The organism is Paenibacillus sp. SEL3, assembly GCF_054602585.1.
This window is the reverse complement of the sequence record NZ_CM137725.1, coordinates 20,386-37,004: the sequence shown is the minus strand read 5'-3', so window position 1 is coordinate 37,004 and position 16,619 is coordinate 20,386. Positions and strand designations below refer to the sequence as shown.

Here is a 16,619-nt window from a genome sequence, read left to right as displayed (position 1 = left end):
AGCAGTAGATGATATACTATGGGATGAGACTAGTAAATGGTATTCTCAAAGTCCTCTATACTGAAATAGCACAGTGCGAAACTCAGAGATTTATAGTAAATTATTCATTTATATGATTTGCAATATCAATTTATTATTATTATATTGGACGGAAATGCTAGTCGAACACCAGAAGGCATAGATATGTTATCCAAAATGGTGGTAAAGTACGGGTTCAAGATGTAGAATCTATGCCAAATTCAGTTGTAGAAGGGCAACTTAAAGGTCGCCAAATGATGGCTTAGAAGGAATTACTGCAATGTGTGGCTGAACATAAAGCCGCAAGTCAAGCCACGTTAGAATAAAGAGAAGAGGTCCGTGCAAAAATGCATGGACCTCTTCAAACCTGTAATAATTGAATTTTTATGAAACTTTACTGTTTAACCAGAACGGATAAATCGCCTTCGAAAACTTGCTCCTCTTTGTTGTTGAAAGTCGACAGCAATACAGTAACGAGTCCTATTCCATTCCTCATCTCTTTTACTCCAATCACTTCAACAATGGTGTACAATTCGTCGCCTGGATGTACTGGTTTAATAAATTTAATATTATTCATAGCAGTTCCAGCAATAACCTCATCACCGTAACTGCCTGTTTCAACCCAAAGCTTAAAAGAAACAGCTAATGTTTGAATTCCTGAAGCGATAATTCCATTAAACCTGCCTTGTAATGCTTTTTTTTCATCTAAGTGCATATATTGCGGGTCAAACTCCCTTGCAAATCTGGTAATGTCCTCTTTAGTTAATTTTAAAGACTTGGTTTTAAATACTTGTCCGATATAAAATTCATGAAACCGCATTATTACACCTCTTGATTAAATTATTTGCTTATTTATAGAGTAGCATAATATCACTAATCAAGTTAAACTGCCCGTTAGCTTAATGACGTATTGTCCGTCTGCCACCTTATATTCACCGAACAATATTTCACTTTAAAATTCGTAGCGTTATAGCAACAAAACTAATTTAAGATACAAGTATGAAAAGCCTCTGATAATTCAGGGGCTTATTTTGCGTCTTGAGGAGGTGACGAAATACATGGCAAAGATAAAATCCACATTAGATATACAACTGGATCTAACCAGATCGGTTCAAGAATTGACTGAGGTTATTTCTGCTGTAATTGCTTCACAGCCAGCACGCCGGAAAGAAATTCTTATAGGTTTGGATATTGCGGTAGGAAATGCATTAGCAGAGATACAGGCCCAAGAGGAAAAGAATCAAAAAGCAAATGATGATAGCTCAGGAAAAGTTTCCTGAACGGAGAGACGGGGGAAGAAGGTTGGATAAGTGGGAGTTTTTAAGTTCTGTACTGCTTTAGGAAGCAGCGCTGTGACGTATTTTTATGGTGGGTGGTCGGGAGTATTGGGGGTGTTACTTGCTCTGGTCATTATTGATTATGTGACCGGATTATTTGCCGCTGCCGTAGAAGGTAAGAAGGGTACCGGACCAGGTTTAAAAAGCAAGATTGGTTTTATCGGTATAGCTCGACAGAACTTATGTACCGTTGCGGTCTCTGGCAGATGCCTTGGGCTTATCTTATCACCGGGACAACACCCGTAAGGAAGCGTATTTAAACAGAGCCAAGCTGCAAACTGTCCAACTTGTAGACGATACGGCTTATGTGCAACTCAAGCCAATTGCAGAATCTTACGGGCAGTAGTGTCCTGGGATTCAAAAAATAAAATCGCATCGTTGAAAACGAAAGGGGAAAAGTAATCATGCAATCAATTATCGAAACTGTGCAACCTTACGTAAATACCATCGCCACAGCCGCTGTGGGTGTGCTTACAGCGTTTGTTTTAGGAGGTCTGAACAAAAAACTCAAAACTAAGGTTAACGTGTGGCTAGAAGCGCGTACTACGGCGGCACAGAGGGAAATAATCCATAAAATTGCTGGGGAGGGCTTTGCTTTTGCTCAAACAGCACTTAAAGAAGCTGGAGGAGAACGTAAGCTTCAGGAGGCTTTGCAGTATGCTTCACTTACTCTTTCCAGTCAAGGTATCGTAGTATCCCAAGTAGAGTTAAAATCCGCGATTGAGAAGGCATATCTGGAGTATAAGGCCAAAACAAAAGTGGCACTCGCTACTGACGCACAGCCAAACGAGGAGGCAACACGGGCAGCAGCTAAGGAAGCTGTATCGGGTCTTGCCGCGAAGCTTAATGATTTTTTGGCTCAGGCTACAGCAGAGGTATCATCCGGTCAGGTTCAGACAGCAACTGAGTCTATTCAAGAACCAACAGAATCAGTACAAGCGCCTGCTACGGAGCAAGACTAATACGGCTATAGTTACAAAGTAAACACTAAACAGATAAGGAAAGCCGGAAAGATAGCGTAAACTTGCTTCTTTCCGGCTTTTTGGCATAGTTCAACAGAATGATTACTTGTTCAGCAGTATGAAGTTATTGATAAAACCCTCTTCTTGTATGAAAATGGGGGTTTGAATTTTCGATGTGAAATCATAATAATATACGCCGCGTCTTTCTGCCTGATTTTTCTGAGAAGTGCTGCCCAAATAATAGACCCCCTTGCCATCCGGGGACATATAGACAAATTGGCGGGATAAAAAGGGCAACTTTATTTTGGTACGTTTACCTGTTGCAATATCAACCAGACTATACTCGGGATTGCCGTGATTAATGAAACGAGTGGTTATGAGGAGCAGCTTATCATTACTGCTGGACATTGAAGTTATTTTCTCTTTTTTTAGTGTGACGATAGAACGCTCTTGCTTGGTAACGTTATTGATTTCTGTAACCTTGTTGTCCGGGGGGACCATAATGGTCTGTGTTCGGTCTGAGATGTCACCTTGTTTATCTCGCTCCCTCTCCGAATACTGTGAATTGTAAATTGTATTTTTTTCTGAATTATAGGCTATAGACCAAGTGATATTATCTTGGTTTTCATCATGCATAAATTTCATGGCGTGCGTTGTTTTATTGTAGAAAATAGTTTTAAGTATACGTTCTCCTTTTTTGACCGCAACCAGAACGAGTGGGCCATCTGGAGTAGTTGGTACGATACGATTGATGGCAAACAAATTATCGGTAAGCTGTTCGATTTTTTTGGTATTCAAGTCATACGAAAATAATTGGTCTCCCTTATCACCAACACCGGCAGAGTAATAAATTTTGTGATCAGGCAAGGACACCACAGAAAGCGGGTACTGGGAGGTATAGGGGACGTCGGCCAGCTTGGTCACTTTCTTACTACTCAAGTCGTACGTCATTACACGCATAACCATGCCTTGATCTGCATTTTTCCCATTTACATATTCTGTATAAGTCATGGATAGATATTGGCCCTGACCGGCTAGAGCTGTCTTTTCCCCTGATTGGGTTTTTATGGGTACAGCAGATTCTGCGGGTGGGGCAGTAGAGGGGGAGCAGGATGACAATAAAGCTGGCACGAGCAGGAAAAGTATAAAGAACTTAAAGGATTTGTAGTGGCGTGTTCTCAAAACGAGACATCCTTTCTGAAATAAGTGATGAATCAAACTGAATATGATAACGAAAAGGGAAAGGATAGGACGCGAGATCCTATCCTTTTTCGGTGCAAAGATATTAAAAATCATAGGAATATCTTGCTGAAAATGAGACGTACGAATGCCATTCTAAACCTAGATCCTCTACACCCGTTTTCCAAATATCAATGACTGCATCTGAAAGACTCCCGTTATCAGCTTTATAAAAATTAGCTACGGCATTATTATCATAATTCCTTACCCGAATTTCTGTCCCGAAGTCGGGATTATCAATGGCTCCTTTTGTTGCACAGTCACCTCTTTGGAGTCTATTGGAATTTTCCCCATACGTGTCTGTGAAGTTTGTTCCTCTCCCTGTGCCTCGAACATAGCCACTAGATGTTCCGTTAATTTTAATTTCATTATCATGATCTCCATATGTATAAGTCCCAGGTGATTTGCGTGTACCGCGTGGTAATGCTTGAAGTGAAACATTATTAGTAGTAATCGCATTTTCTTTTTGATCAGGCAAGATAATATCTTTGATAAAACCTTCGCCATCATAAATTACTTTTAAACCAGGCTGAGGGTCAGGGTTATCAATATGATATACCGGTAGTGATTTGGTTGCTTCATCGATCTCTTATCCTGTTGTTTTTCTTTTTCTAGCTCAGCCTGTTGTTCAGCAGTCAGTGGAGCAATAGCAGCTTTAGATTTTTGCTGTTCAGGTACCGGAGTTCCTTTTTCCAATACAACCATGTTATTGTTCTCATCGTATTGAATGATGGTACCCGCTAACATGCGGTCAGGGATTTTATCTCCTTTTTCGGCATTGGAGGTAGCTGGATAGGCGATCCCAAAAGAAATGAGTAGCGTTGCAGCTAGAAAAGCTTGTGGTAGAAATTTTACTTTCAAACAAAACGCCTACTTGAAATATTTGTAAATACAAAGCCAGCGTAAAGGAATATACTAATATTGTAAACCTTTTTATGGCATATATGAATATATTTAATATTTTTTAAGATGGGTATAGGCTGCGGAGAGTGTTCTTTACGTCATTTCATGCCACCGATTATGCCGAAGTTCTTTAATAAAATGCAAAAGAAATAAAGGTTATTGACAACTGTTAAATTATGGACAACAATAGAATGCAATAATATAAAAGTTTTGGAATTTCTGTATGAAGGGTGGATATGACATGAAGCATACACCTACGATTAGAGCAGAATTAGACGGATATTTAAAACAAGAAGGTTTGAGTCTATCGCAATTTGGGCAAGTTGCAGGCATGAATAGGGGGGCGCTAAGTGCCATTGTGACAGGAAACAAGCCTATGTCTGTTAACCAGCTTGATCTAATTACTGAGGCGATGGGTTTACCGGAAGGCCACTTTTACGACTTATTTATAGAAAACTACATCATCGACACGCCCCCGAATATGAGACGAATCGAGCCATTTTTGTATCGTTGTGCGGAGTTGGACAAGTTGGATGCGATCCGTCGAGTGGTAGGAGCCATCATGGACAATCTACTTTATTCGCCCAAACTGTTTGACATTGCAGAAACCCTATTCGCTCAAGGACGCCATGCTGCGGCGCTGCTGCTCTATGAGAGCGTAGCAGAAGCAGAGAAGTACCAACATTCTGAACGTCTGGCAGTCTGTCAATATCGAATATTTACGATTCAAATTGGAGATGATCAAAGTCGGAATATGAAGGCAGCTATACTGTTTGAGCCTTATGTCGAGCGTTTGGATGAAATAGACCAGCTTGACGCATTGAAGGATTTGGCAAACGTATATAGGTCATTACGTAAATGGGACAAGGTAGACGAAATGGCAAGGCAAATGAGAGCTAAAGCGGAAATCCAGTATAGTTTACAACACCAAGAAAAACGAAAGTTTCTAGATGATGAAAAGAGAACAAGAGGGCCGTTATTTGGATACATTGCTTATGCTGACCTGTTGTGTGCTAGTGTTTGTGAAGCTCAAGGCGATTATCAACAAGCTCTACAATATACATACGCCTATGCGGATTTAGACTGGGTTAAAGAGGATGACGAGGACACAAAACACTGGGTAAACCTGTTCAGTCACTGGGCGGTAGGAAATACTTACGTATATAAGCTGTTGTCAGGAGAAATAAGCCTGCTGAACGATTATGTTGAATATATTGCTACAACATCAGCCGCTAACGAGAATGAAAAGCTTTCAAAACTGCTGAATGTTATAATCGCAGCAAACCAGTTTAGCATAGATGTAGACGATATACTCAAACGATTTGAAACGCTAATTGCGACTTTTTCACAACAACCATCATCAGATGATATGTATACCCGACAAGTGATACCGGATTATATCGCGTGGTTTGGTTACGAGTTAGGTTTTTATTATTTATACCGAGGGAAGTACATTGATGGCTTTAAATATTTGATGAATGCAATGGTAAAGTCACATATAATAAATAATGAAACTTACTTTATAAACTGTATGGGGTTGTTTGTTCGTTTTCAAGCCCATGCAGTTCCTGAAACTAAAGCTGAGTATTTCAATTTTATTGAAAGGGTGTGGGAAAACAATGTTCAAAAAAATGGTACTTTTAGTCATCGCGGCTAGCTTTTTGTTTATTGTTACTATGCCGGACCAAGCCTTTAACCACCACCATAGTATTCAGCCTAACGTTACCATTGGAGGATTTTAAAGAAAAAGCTCTGCTAACCTTATGGTTGGCAGAGCTTTCTTCAGTGTAGGAATTACCACACGATCTACTCGAAGACTATTTCTGAAGTGATCAGCATGAACCATACATATAAAGTGTCAAAGTCGGATATAGAACTTTTTGTAGATGCGTTAGGCCAGGTAAGAGTATATGTAGTACAGCTGTTGAGCGATGAGTTGATAACGGTCGTTGACTACGGCGGAGCAGTGGAAAAGTTTTCGCCTGATGCAGTTAAGATTAACGAGTCGTATTTCTTTCGTAAGCAGTTTGAATTTAGAGTAGATCTTAAAGAACCTACCAAATTGTAGTCGGTAGCCTTAAAGGTAGACCATAACAAAAAATAGGAGAGGAAAAGGATGAAGAAAAGGATACTTCTGTTCTCGATTTTATCTTTAGCTATAGCAACTACGGTAGGTGCTGCTTCAGCCTCACCAAGTATAAATAGCAAAAACACCATAATTAATCAAAGATCGGGCGGAAGCGCAACGGTAAAAGAATCCTTTAGTGTCCCTAAAGGATGGGGGCATGTTAAACTTCGTATGAAGAATCACTCTGATCATCCAGTAAAGGTAAGTTTAACTCACAGCGGTTCAAACAAACTATATATTGAAGGATTAGTAATCGCTCCTTACGACACAGTGACTTGGAAATCTACTGACCAAGGTTTCAGCGACGGTTTGCGTTCTGGAGACTACATACTTCAGTGGAGAGGCAGCGACTATAAAGTTAATGGGGAAACATGGGGAGTAGCTGATTCACAGCCTGGAAACCTCTAAGTTATTCTAGCTATACAACTTGTCCTTCTAGCCATTTGGTGAGGAAGGTTAACTATGTGTTTGTTCAAGCCAGCAAGTGAATTAATTCCCTTAATTGGTCGGGAGAGCTTTTTTCGTTGATCAGTTTGATTTTAGAGTAAATGTGAAAAAGGACTCCGCTGGTATGTAACCAGTATGGAGTCCTTTTTTGTTTATTATTTAGTTGAATACTCATCTACTTCAAACGTAAGGATTATATTGAATATTACATAGTCTTTACGGTTGCTGAATGGTCCCTTGTTGTTATTGTGCTTATCAATGGCAAAGAATGAAGGACCTCTACCAGTATCCTTTGCGTCATACCAAGCGGTGAAAGCATTCAATTCTTTTTTACTCAGATCGAATTCTTTATCAAACCCATTACCCATGGTTACAGTAAGAATAGCGCGGTCACCAGTTGCTTGAGAGGCCTTATCTGTATCGGACGAACCAGGTGTTGTAGACGGATCTGGTGTTGGTGTTACCGGCAAATTATTGTACATCTCGAAGGCTCCAAGTGAAAATAGAGAATTACCAGTATTACTAGAAATGTTCAAACGGTATTTTTTATATTTTGTTTCATTGGTAAATGAAATTCTTTTTTCTCTTTTTCTTTCCAGTTAGTAATATTTTTTGTGTATCGAGAATGACCCGTGAAACACCGTCCGACCCTTCGAACATCCAATCTTTTGGCGATTCGGTTAAACTAGATCTACGTGGAGCCAACACATATTTGTTGACAACTACAGGACTTTCAAATTCATAAGCAATCCAGCGTGGATACTTCGCCACGCCTCATAATATAGTATTGAGAAGATTTAATATAATTCCAAGTAATAACAGGGGAGTAGGATCGATCTTGGGTAAGTCATCAGTTAGATAAATATGCAAATATTTAGATTGTATTTATAGATTGGCAGGTTTATGTTTAGACACATTTCGAGGAATATACTTCCAAATATATACAGTAAAATAATGAAGCCTCTGTCACTCCACAAGGAGGAGGTCAAACTGACCCTGAGCAACTCTCAGGTAATCGCGCAATCATGGTATTGACCATGACTACCGGTTTGGACAAGGAATTTGACTTAAGCATGAAAGAGGTCAATGACTTTATCGCTTGGTTGAGAGCAGACAGGCTGGTACTGGATTGACTAAGCATTTTTTGTTAAGAAGCCCTTCCTTTAATCAAGACCTCGCATAGCCTATGGAGTATAGTACCCTAAAATAAAGGAGGCGTTACGTGTGGGGGAAATGAAAAGAGACTACGCGGGAATCACCGGAAGAGTTTGGACGTCGATAGCTGCTGTCTTGGCACTGTTCATTTTGCTGGTAATCATCTTGAAATTAATTCATTTATAAAGATTCTTAAGCTCCACCAGTAGCCACATTAGCTCCTGAGGAATGTATAAGGTTCGCCGTTCGACCCGTCCCCGACCTTAAAGAAGTTGGTGAAACAACAACGTTTTGAAAACAACAGAATGACCTTCAGCCGCTTTTCCGGAGTGGGTAGGGGAATAACCCCTTAACTACGCCTGATCCACGCCGGAGCGGCTGAAATAAGTGGACTGTTTTTACTATTAAGAGCTGATAGAAATCAGTGCAAGGAACCGCCTATATTCACCTCATCTATTCTTATAGCCTTAACCTATCACTTCTATAGATATCATATCTTAGACCAATCAGACATCCCGTGGTATATTGTTGACATTCAAGAGAGAGCCGCTCAGCTTCTCTCCACTAGGTTCGAAAAACACAGGGGTGAATAATGATGAGTAAAAAGACTATGTTCGAGAAAATTTGGGATAACCATGTCATCTATCAGGAAGCAGGTAAGCCGAGTATTTTGTACATCGATCTTCACCTCGTACATGAGGTAACATCGCCACAGGCGTTTGAGGGATTACGTCTTAGCGGCCGTCAGGTACGTCGTCCAGAGCTTACGTTTGCAACGATGGATCATAACGTACCGACTAAGGACCGTTACAATATTACGGACCCGATTTCCAAGCAGCAAATTGATACATTAACTCAAAATTGCCGTGATTTCGGTGTCACACTGTATGATTTGGATACTGTGGATCAGGGTGTCGTTCACGTTATGGGGCCTGAACTTGGTCTGACTCATCCGGGCAAAACGATTGTTTGTGGTGATAGCCATACTTCCACACATGGGGCGTTCGGAGCACTCGCTTTTGGTATCGGAACCAGTGAGGTAGAGCACGTAATGGCAACACAATGTCTCCAGCAAGCCAAAGCCAAAACGATGGAAGTTCGCTTTGTAGGTACCCGCAAACCTGGTGTGACAGCAAAAGACATGATTTTGGGTGTCATCGCCAAATACGGTACAGATTTCGCTACAGGCTATGTTATTGAGTATACAGGTGAATCTATTCGCGAATTGAGCATGGAAGAGCGCATGACTGTGTGTAACATGTCCATAGAAGGCGGAGCCAGGGCAGGAATGATTGCACCGGACGAAACCACCTTCAACTACTTGCGTGGACGTCAACATGTAGCACAAGGAGACGCTTTCGAGCAAGCGGTTGCTGAGTGGAAAGAGCTTGTCACAGATGAAGGCGCTGAGTTTGATGTTGTGCTGGAGTTTGACGTAGATGCTTTGATTCCGCAAGTAACCTGGGGAACGAGCCCGGGTATGGGTACAGATATTTCCTCAACCGTACCGATTCCGGCAGAACTGCCAACCGAAAACGAACGTAAAGCGGCTGAGAAAGCGCTTGAATATATGGATTTGAAGCCAGGTACTCCGATCACGGATATTGCGATTGATTATGTGTTTATCGGCTCGTGCACTAATGGGCGGATTGAAGATTTGCGTGCAGCCGCTGAGGTTGCCAAAGGCTACAAGGTTTCTGACAAAGTAACGGCCATCGTCGTACCAGGTTCGGGACGTGTGAAAATTCAGGCTGAAGAAGAAGGACTGGACATCATTTTTAAAGAAGCAGGATTTGAGTGGCGTGAAGCAGGATGCAGTATGTGTCTTGCGATGAATCCAGACGTGCTGCAACCGGGACAGCGTTGTGCTTCGACTTCTAATCGTAACTTTGAAGGTCGTCAGGGACGCGGAGGACGCACTCATCTGGTATCTCCAGCAATGGCAGCCGCTGCGGCGATTCATGGGCATTTTGTTGATGTACGGGATTGGAAATTCAAGCAGGAAGAAGTAGTCCGCTAGGATACAGGGGGAGGAATTACGATGGAAGCTTTCACAACATTAAAAGGAATTGTAGCACCTGTGGATCGGGTGAACGTGGACACAGACGCTATTATTCCTAAGCAGTTTTTGAAACGAATTGAGCGTACGGGCTTTGGACAGTTTCTGTTCTACGAGTGGCGGTTTGATGAAGAAGGCAATATCAATCCTGAATTTGAACCGAACAAGCCTCGTTATGCAGGGGCGTCTGTGCTGATCTCTCGCGCTAACTTTGGCTGTGGCTCCTCACGTGAGCATGCACCGTGGGCGATTATGGACTATGGGTTTCGTTGCGTAATTGCTCCGTCTTATGCAGATATCTTCTATAATAACTGTTTTAAAAACGGTATATTGCCGATCAAGCTGTCTGAAGAGCAAGTAGAGGAATTGTTCCAGCGTACGGCGCAGCATGATAACTACCAACTGAACGTAGACCTGAATGAAAAAACAATCACAGACGACTATGGTCTGAAAATTGAATTCGATCTGGATGAACATCGCCGTCAGTTCCTGCTGCAAGGCTTGGACGATATTGGACTGACACTCCAGCATGAATCTGAAATTCTGGCGTATGAACAAAGACGCGCTGCGAAACAAGGCGCATAATCATAATTCCCAGTTTAGGTTCAATACGAAGCCATATAGCTTGCTCATTTGTTAGACAGAAAGCCCGTATTGGCAATCCTTTTGCCTGCGGGCTTTTATCATGCTCAAAAAATAAATTGGAAAATAAGGGGTTGACGGTTCGACTCAGCATGGTATTGTAAATGTAAAATGGTCGAAGGACTGTGTCTGTGAGAAACACCAAAAAATACATATATAAGTTAGGGGAATGAGGATGAAGAAATATGGTTGGGTGATACTAGCGGCTATCTTGATTTGGTTGTGGCCGTCCTCCCCTCATGTGAACGCGGCTGGAGCAGATTTGTTTTTAGATGGCAAAAGGGTGGAAGCGCCTGCAGATGCCAAGCCTGAAATGGTCAATGGAAAAATCATGGTACCGCTAAGGGTGGTTGGGGAGCAGCTTGGATATCAATTCAAGTGGGAACCACAATCCTATAAAATCTCAATTCAAAAAAATAGTACCGATATGTCTATGTATGTAGGCCGTACATCGGCTGATGTGAATGGAAAAACAGTTAGTCTGGATGCACCTCCTGTGCTTCGGGGCAGCTCAACCATGGTTCCATTACGTTTTGTTGGGGAGCAAATGGGACTAAAAGTAGATTGGAATAATAAAAGTAAATCCGTAAATCTCAGTCAAAAGGCTGCAACTCAACAAGCAAATAAACAGTCACAATCCCAACCATCGTCGCAAACGTCAACACGGAGTACAACAAGCACCAATAAAACGTCTTCAGCAACAGCGACGACAATAAACCCAGTTGAAGCAGATAAGCATACTGAAGCTGCATCTTCACCAACCAAGCAGCAAAATACAGAACAGACCGCAGCAAATGCGTTGGTTGTAAAAAATATTACTTTTGAGGGTGAAACGTTAAAGATTTCTCTGAATAAAGATGTTACCCCTAAAGTATCCAAAATGACGGGGAATGATCGTATTGTTGTAGATTTACCCGGGGCTTCACTGGCGACTGATTTTCTTCAGCCGTTCCCGATTCGCACCGATGGCACGCGGGCGTTGACGAATAGTGACAGTGAGGATGTGCAGGAAATTAGATTTGCTCCCGCAGATGGACGAGATGGGGGCGTACGCATTGTCATTGCTTTAAATCAGACACGTGATTACGATCTTTCAACCAATGGCCTAGGTGATATCACCCTTCAATTGCGTGAGCGTAGTGTGAATTCAGCAGTGGTAACACCAACGAATGTCGAAGGACGGCGAATCGTCGTAATTGATCCCGGACATGGTGGCAAGGACCCTGGGGCAGGTAGTGTGACTGGGCGACATGAAAAGGAATTTGCATTGGCGGTAGCGTTAAAGGTCGAGCAGCTTCTGCAAAATGATCCCGATATTCAAATCATATTGACTCGTAATGGAGATACGTATCCCACGCTGGATGAACGACCACAGCTCGCTAATAATCAGCAGGCTAGCGTGTTTGTTTCCATTCATGGTAACAGTATGCCAGCTTCTAATAACGGAAAAGCTAATGGGTCAGAAACCTATTATGCACGTCAGGAAAGTTTGAGCCTGGCCACGATCATGCACAAGCATCTTGTAGCAGCAACCGAGTTCAAGGATAACGGCATTAAAGTGGCAAACCATGTGGTGACGAGAAAATCACAAATGCCTGCAGTATTGCTGGAGTGTGGCTACCTTAGTAATATATCTAATGAAGCAGCCATGTTCACAGAAGAAACACAAGAGAAGATCGCTGAAGGTATTGTCGATGGGTTGAAGGAGTATCTCGGAACAGCAGGCACAGGAGCAACGGAACCACTTAACTAAGTGAGGTTTACAATAAAAGCTACTTTCCACCTTATTAATGAAAATTCATGGGGGTGAAAAGTAGCTTTTTTAGTTTTTTCGGCTGTGACTTTTGACGGAAAACGAATGATCCATTTTTTTAGTCAAAATTCGACAAAAATAGTTCTTTGGCACGTATATTTCTGTTATGATGGAATATATTCGCAACTTTTGGTGTGAGATAACGTCTAAAAGGTTGTCTGATATTACATAAGCGCGTATATCAGGTCGCCGCACCGGAGCATGTGGCAAAAAAATTATGAATGGAAGGGTGACGAATGAAGAAATTTGGTTTTTTGTTGTTATTATTTGTCTTCATGTGGGCGGTTCCGGGTTATGGACATGCGGCTTCGAGTGGAACACAAATCTATCTCGACGATCAACAGTTAAGTGTCCCTAGTGGTGCTAAGGCACAAGTAATTGGCGGAAGTACAATGGTCCCGCTACGCGTAATTTCTGAAAATTTGGGATATGACGTGACATGGAAGCAGCAGGCGCGAACCATAACGATTGAGAAGGACAGTACCTTGATCCGAATGATAATCGGAAGTAAGACGGCGACTGTCAATGGAAGCGACATTAGTCTGGATGCTTCGCCTCTGCTGCGTTCCAATTATGCCCTTGTACCGCTTCGTTTTATCGGCGAGCAAATGGGACTGGACGTAAAATGGGACAGCAGCTCCAAGTCCGTAAAATTATATACCCGCAGTAGCGGGTCTGGAAACGGGGAATTTACACCTCCCAAGTCCGGAAATAACAGTACAGGTACTGGAAGTGTAACTGCACCAACGAATAATGCAAACTCAGGTGTTACACAGGTGCAGGGAATCAGTTTCAGCCAAAACCGTTTAACTATCACAACAGCCAGTGCCGTCAAGCCGAAAGCGTTTACGATGACAGGCCCTGATCGGGTAGTGGTGGATTTGCCAGCGACTGCGTTTGCTGACAATTTCGGAGACCAGCAAAAGCTGGATAGCAGCTTAAATGGTTCGCTGGACATTGAGAATGAAGCGGATGTGTCCGGTATCCGTTATGCTTTATTCCAAAAGGAACCTTCAACGGTGCGCGTTGTTATTGATTTGAAACATGCCATGAATTATACCGCATATAATGATGGCTCGAATCGTGTTATCGTCGATCTGGCTTCCAAAGATTCAGTGAATACCACGCCAGACGCAACGTTACCAGATGGCTCACAGCCGGATGATACACAGACATCACCAACGAACAGCAATGGTAAAAAGGTCGTTGTTATTGATGCTGGTCATGGAGCAAAAGATTCTGGAGCAGTTGGTGTTTCGAGAAAAAACTATGAAAAGACCTTCAACTTAGCGATGGCTCTGAAAGTAGAAAGCATATTAAAGCAGAACCCCAAACTTGAGGTTGTGCTGACACGCAGTGATGATACATTCTTGGAGCTTAAACAGCGCGTAAAAGTAGCTGAAAACCTTAATGCTAACGTGTTCGTGTCCATTCATGCTAACAGCAGCGGTAGCTCAGCTTCCAACGGTACAGAGACGTATTACCAGCGTAGTGCAAGCAAAGCGTTCGCCAACGTTATGCACAAGTACTTTGCTCCCGCGACGGGCCTGACAGACCGCGGCATTCGTTATGGCAATTTCCATGTAATTCGGGAAACGACTATGCCAGCCGTATTGCTTGAAGTAGGATATCTGAGTAATGCAAAAGAGGAAGCCACACTGTTTGATGAAGATTTTCAAAACCGGGTAGCTCAAGGGATTGCAGATGGAATCACAGAGTATCTCGACGTAAAATAAATCTTCAACAAATCGCTTGTCAACGTCAAGCAAGGAGGGGGACATATGAACAAGAAAATCGTAATTGCAGGTCTGCTGGCACTGTTTGCCATTGCAGGTGCAGGGTGTGCCTCTAAGCAAACAACAGCTCCTGCGACTCCATCTCAGGAAACACAAACTTCTAATGCACAAAATAGCACACCCGAACAGACGACCCCTGATCCATCGGCTCAGTCTGCTGAAAATAATGGGGCGAGTCAAACACCTGCATCTCCGTCAACAGAGCCTACAAAGACCAAGACGGACACGGAAAATTCAGGAGATCGACAAACACAACAGATTACGGTGTACTATACGGATACTCAAGAGAACGGCTTGAAAGAACAGAAAAAGGAAATTACCTATCCAAGCGAGCTGGAAAAGTTGCAAAAAGCGTTTGAAGCTCTGCAAAAGAGTGGGGATTCTGCTCTAATCCCGTTGTGGTCCGAGAAAATTTCCGTGCATAAGATCAAATTGGATAACGGTGCATTGACTTTTGATATTTCCCTGCCGGACGAGGCTCGATTGGGAGCTGGCGGCGAGGAATTGGCTATCGATGCCTTGAAGAAAACGATGTTCCAATTCAAGGAAGTCAAAACGCTGGATTTGCTCGTAGATGGTCAATCTCTAGAGTCCTTAATGGGGCATGTAGATTTGGATCATCCCATGAGTCGCTAACCGATCAGGCGGTATGAAAATTTCTTGGGAATTTGCACACTTTTCACGTGCAATCTGTGACAGATAATGATAATATAGGAGTGTATTTCTCGCCTATGCAGGCAGTCATGCACAAATAGTATTCGTTTCTTTCCGGATGATTATTTAGAGTGACCGTCTTGATGCGGGCTATCCCGTATCAAGACGTTTTTTTTGGTAGGAGGTAGGATTTCCGTGAATGCAGCAACCGCACGTCATATATTGGATACCATCGGTACGATGTTTCCGGATGCCCATTGTGAGTTGAACCATGACAATGCTTTTGAATTAACGATCGCCGTGTTATTGTCTGCTCAATGCTCCGATCAGATGGTCAATAAAGTAACGGCAGACCTGTTTCAAAAATACAAGTCACCTGAGGATTACCTAGCTGTTCCTCTTGAGGAACTGGAGCAGGATATTCGCAGAATCGGCTTGTACCGAAACAAGGCCAAGCATATTCATAACCTCTGTCGTATTTTAATAGACCAGTACGGGGGAGAGATACCTTCGGAGCACGATCAACTGGTTAAGCTACCCGGTGTTGGCCGCAAGACGGCTAATGTCGTTGTATCTACTGCTTTTAATGTACCAGCTATTGCGGTAGATACGCATGTAGAGCGCGTTTCCAAACGACTCGGCTTTGCAGGGTGGGATGATTCAGTGCTTGAGGTGGAAAAAAAGCTGATGAAGAGGGTTCCTAGGGATGAATGGTCTTTGACCCACCACAGGCTCATTTTTTTCGGGCGCTACCATTGTAAAGCTCAAAACCCTCAATGTCAGGTGTGTCCGTTGCTTGATGTATGCAGGGAAGGCAAGAAACGTATGAAAACGTCTCTTATCAGAAAAGATAAGGAACGTAGAGCTTAAAGACCCACAAAGGTAACAAGAGGGTTTAACCATTTATGTGTAGAAAAGGATGAAGAGTATGAAGTGCATTTCGGTATATACAGACAATTTTGAGGCATTCTCTGATATTTTTGAGCAAATTGTAACAACAGAATTTGCTGAAAACGAAGAGCGCGAGCTTGAGGGAATCACGGTTAGTCATTCCGGTGATGTACCTGAGCATTATCTGGAGCGTATGTCACAAAAGCCAGAAGTGGTCGTAATGAAGGATAAATCCCGTGGGATTACGATTTTACAGCATGGTCAAGTATTTGAAATTTTGCTGCCAGTGCTTGAGACTGCAGCCAATTAAGTTCAATTAGCGGACGACATGCGTTGCATGTTCCGGTATAGGCGGCTCGGCTGGTTTAACCAGCCCGAAGACGCATATATACACGAACCTTGCAGACCATCCTGATGTGGATAGAGCCTCTTCCAATGAGGTGTGCATACATTTTGTACCCTGAATTATGGTGTCTCGTTCCGAATGTTCCAAAAGGTGAATGTACGTGATGAGCAGGCTCACCCGTTGTTTACATATCTTGCTTCGTCGTTGTCCCTTGAGGGCTTTGATAAAT

Annotated in this window: 18 protein-coding genes and 2 pseudogenes; 15 read left to right on the top strand and 5 right to left on the bottom strand. The window is 42.6% G+C overall.

Translation table 11 applies throughout. From position 1 onward, the window contains the following. Nucleotides 1–412: 412 nt before the first annotated feature. Nucleotides 413–838: a MaoC family dehydratase gene (locus ACYCS5_RS00170; RefSeq protein WP_459760622.1), complete on the bottom strand. Its 426-nt coding sequence runs from the start codon at nt 836–838 to the stop codon at nt 413–415. A 238-nt stretch (nt 839–1,076) separates the two neighbouring features. Here ACYCS5_RS00170 and ACYCS5_RS00165 point away from each other — a divergent pair, with 238 nt between their 5' ends. From ACYCS5_RS00165 to ACYCS5_RS00155, 3 genes are all read left to right on the top strand, one after another. Further along, the gene (locus ACYCS5_RS00165) at nt 1,077–1,298 is read left to right on the top strand and encodes a hypothetical protein (protein WP_165146841.1); all 222 of its coding nucleotides are present in this window, start codon (nt 1,077–1,079) and stop codon (nt 1,296–1,298) included. Nucleotides 1,299–1,328: 30 nt separating this feature from the next. Beyond that, nucleotides 1,329–1,601 (top strand): phage holin family protein, encoded by a 273-nt coding sequence (locus ACYCS5_RS00160; RefSeq protein ID WP_459760621.1) that lies wholly within the window; start codon nt 1,329–1,331, stop codon nt 1,599–1,601. Between the two features lie 158 nt (nt 1,602–1,759). Further along, the gene (locus tag ACYCS5_RS00155) at nt 1,760–2,317 is read left to right on the top strand and encodes a phage holin, LLH family (protein WP_209947412.1); all 558 of its coding nucleotides are present in this window, start codon (nt 1,760–1,762) and stop codon (nt 2,315–2,317) included. A 102-nt stretch (nt 2,318–2,419) separates the two neighbouring features. Here the strand turns inward: ACYCS5_RS00155 and ACYCS5_RS00150 are convergent, their stop codons facing one another. From ACYCS5_RS00150 to ACYCS5_RS00140, 3 genes are all read right to left on the bottom strand, one after another. After that, the gene (locus ACYCS5_RS00150; protein ID WP_459760620.1) at nt 2,420–3,448 is read right to left on the bottom strand and encodes a hypothetical protein; all 1,029 of its coding nucleotides are present in this window, start codon (nt 3,446–3,448) and stop codon (nt 2,420–2,422) included. 154 nt (nt 3,449–3,602) lie between these two features. Beyond that, the gene (locus tag ACYCS5_RS00145; protein WP_459760619.1) at nt 3,603–4,034 is read right to left on the bottom strand and encodes a hypothetical protein; all 432 of its coding nucleotides are present in this window, start codon (nt 4,032–4,034) and stop codon (nt 3,603–3,605) included. A 41-nt stretch (nt 4,035–4,075) separates the two neighbouring features. Then, nucleotides 4,076–4,417: a hypothetical protein gene (locus ACYCS5_RS00140; protein ID WP_459760618.1), complete on the bottom strand. Its 342-nt coding sequence runs from the start codon at nt 4,415–4,417 to the stop codon at nt 4,076–4,078. A 283-nt stretch (nt 4,418–4,700) separates the two neighbouring features. Here ACYCS5_RS00140 and ACYCS5_RS00135 point away from each other — a divergent pair, with 283 nt between their 5' ends. The 3 genes from ACYCS5_RS00135 (at nt 4,701) to ACYCS5_RS00125 (ending at nt 6,995) form a co-directional block, all read left to right on the top strand. Then, nucleotides 4,701–6,116, top strand: coding sequence for a helix-turn-helix transcriptional regulator (locus tag ACYCS5_RS00135; RefSeq protein WP_039271170.1), 1,416 nt, complete (start codon nt 4,701–4,703; stop codon nt 6,114–6,116). A 180-nt stretch (nt 6,117–6,296) separates the two neighbouring features. After that, a complete protein-coding gene (locus ACYCS5_RS00130) occupies nt 6,297–6,527 on the top strand; it encodes a hypothetical protein (protein ID WP_459760617.1) in 231 nt (76 codons plus the stop codon). Between the two features lie 48 nt (nt 6,528–6,575). Then, nucleotides 6,576–6,995 (top strand): hypothetical protein, encoded by a 420-nt coding sequence (locus ACYCS5_RS00125; protein ID WP_459760616.1) that lies wholly within the window; start codon nt 6,576–6,578, stop codon nt 6,993–6,995. A 194-nt stretch (nt 6,996–7,189) separates the two neighbouring features. On the opposite strand, the pseudogene ACYCS5_RS00120 reads toward ACYCS5_RS00125, so the two are convergent. Beyond that, nucleotides 7,190–7,489, bottom strand: a pseudogene (locus ACYCS5_RS00120) (SPRY domain-containing protein); the annotation flags it as partial. Nucleotides 7,490–8,044: 555 nt separating this feature from the next. Here ACYCS5_RS00120 and ACYCS5_RS00115 point away from each other — a divergent pair. The 9 genes and pseudogenes from ACYCS5_RS00115 to ACYCS5_RS00075 all read left to right on the top strand — a co-directional run. Continuing rightward, a pseudogene (locus ACYCS5_RS00115) lies at nt 8,045–8,163 on the top strand (fibronectin type III domain-containing protein); the annotation flags it as partial. A gap of 95 nt (nt 8,164–8,258) precedes the next feature. After that, nucleotides 8,259–8,375, top strand: a complete 117-nt coding sequence (locus tag ACYCS5_RS00110) for a YjcZ family sporulation protein (protein WP_238794837.1) — start codon at nt 8,259–8,261, stop codon at nt 8,373–8,375. A gap of 409 nt (nt 8,376–8,784) precedes the next feature. Next, nucleotides 8,785–10,209 (top strand): 3-isopropylmalate dehydratase large subunit, encoded by a 1,425-nt coding sequence (gene leuC, locus ACYCS5_RS00105; protein ID WP_029514977.1) that lies wholly within the window; start codon nt 8,785–8,787, stop codon nt 10,207–10,209. Nucleotides 10,210–10,230: 21 nt separating this feature from the next. After that, a complete protein-coding gene (gene leuD / locus ACYCS5_RS00100) occupies nt 10,231–10,833 on the top strand; it encodes a 3-isopropylmalate dehydratase small subunit (RefSeq protein WP_165146838.1) in 603 nt (200 codons plus the stop codon). Nucleotides 10,834–11,065: 232 nt separating this feature from the next. Continuing rightward, nucleotides 11,066–12,643 (top strand): N-acetylmuramoyl-L-alanine amidase family protein, encoded by a 1,578-nt coding sequence (locus ACYCS5_RS00095; RefSeq protein WP_069010660.1) that lies wholly within the window; start codon nt 11,066–11,068, stop codon nt 12,641–12,643. A 296-nt stretch (nt 12,644–12,939) separates the two neighbouring features. Next, nucleotides 12,940–14,439 (top strand): N-acetylmuramoyl-L-alanine amidase family protein, encoded by a 1,500-nt coding sequence (locus ACYCS5_RS00090; protein ID WP_340932438.1) that lies wholly within the window; start codon nt 12,940–12,942, stop codon nt 14,437–14,439. A 45-nt stretch (nt 14,440–14,484) separates the two neighbouring features. Next, a complete protein-coding gene (locus ACYCS5_RS00085; RefSeq protein ID WP_029514971.1) occupies nt 14,485–15,135 on the top strand; it encodes a GerMN domain-containing protein in 651 nt (216 codons plus the stop codon). A 213-nt stretch (nt 15,136–15,348) separates the two neighbouring features. Beyond that, complete coding sequence (gene nth / locus ACYCS5_RS00080) at nt 15,349–16,023, top strand: endonuclease III (protein ID WP_029514969.1); 675 nt, start codon at nt 15,349–15,351, stop codon at nt 16,021–16,023. A gap of 58 nt (nt 16,024–16,081) precedes the next feature. Next, nucleotides 16,082–16,354 carry a hypothetical protein gene (locus ACYCS5_RS00075; RefSeq protein WP_013310628.1) on the top strand — a complete coding sequence of 91 codons (273 nt, stop codon included), beginning with the start codon at nt 16,082–16,084 and terminating at the stop codon, nt 16,352–16,354. Nucleotides 16,355–16,619 lie beyond the last annotated feature (265 nt).

Bases quoted from the DNA above. Each gene is read 5' to 3' on its own strand.
- ACYCS5_RS00095 (WP_069010660.1), top strand. From the start codon at position 11,066: ATGAAGAAATATGGTTGGGTGATACTAGCGGCTATCTTGATTTGGTTG.
- ACYCS5_RS00125 (WP_459760616.1), top strand. From the start codon at position 6,576: ATGAAGAAAAGGATACTTCTGTTCTCGATTTTATCTTTAGCTATAGCA.
- leuD (WP_165146838.1), top strand. From the start codon at position 10,231: ATGGAAGCTTTCACAACATTAAAAGGAATTGTAGCACCTGTGGATCGG.
- ACYCS5_RS00130 (WP_459760617.1), top strand. From the start codon at position 6,297: ATGAACCATACATATAAAGTGTCAAAGTCGGATATAGAACTTTTTGTA.
- ACYCS5_RS00165 (WP_165146841.1), top strand. From the start codon at position 1,077: ATGGCAAAGATAAAATCCACATTAGATATACAACTGGATCTAACCAGA.
- ACYCS5_RS00090 (WP_340932438.1), top strand. From the start codon at position 12,940: ATGAAGAAATTTGGTTTTTTGTTGTTATTATTTGTCTTCATGTGGGCG.
- ACYCS5_RS00075 (WP_013310628.1), top strand. From the start codon at position 16,082: ATGAAGTGCATTTCGGTATATACAGACAATTTTGAGGCATTCTCTGAT.
- ACYCS5_RS00085 (WP_029514971.1), top strand. From the start codon at position 14,485: ATGAACAAGAAAATCGTAATTGCAGGTCTGCTGGCACTGTTTGCCATT.
- ACYCS5_RS00170 (WP_459760622.1), bottom strand. From the start codon at position 838: ATGCGGTTTCATGAATTTTATATCGGACAAGTATTTAAAACCAAGTCT.
- ACYCS5_RS00155 (WP_209947412.1), top strand. From the start codon at position 1,760: ATGCAATCAATTATCGAAACTGTGCAACCTTACGTAAATACCATCGCC.
- leuC (WP_029514977.1), top strand. From the start codon at position 8,785: ATGAGTAAAAAGACTATGTTCGAGAAAATTTGGGATAACCATGTCATC.
- ACYCS5_RS00135 (WP_039271170.1), top strand. From the start codon at position 4,701: ATGAAGCATACACCTACGATTAGAGCAGAATTAGACGGATATTTAAAA.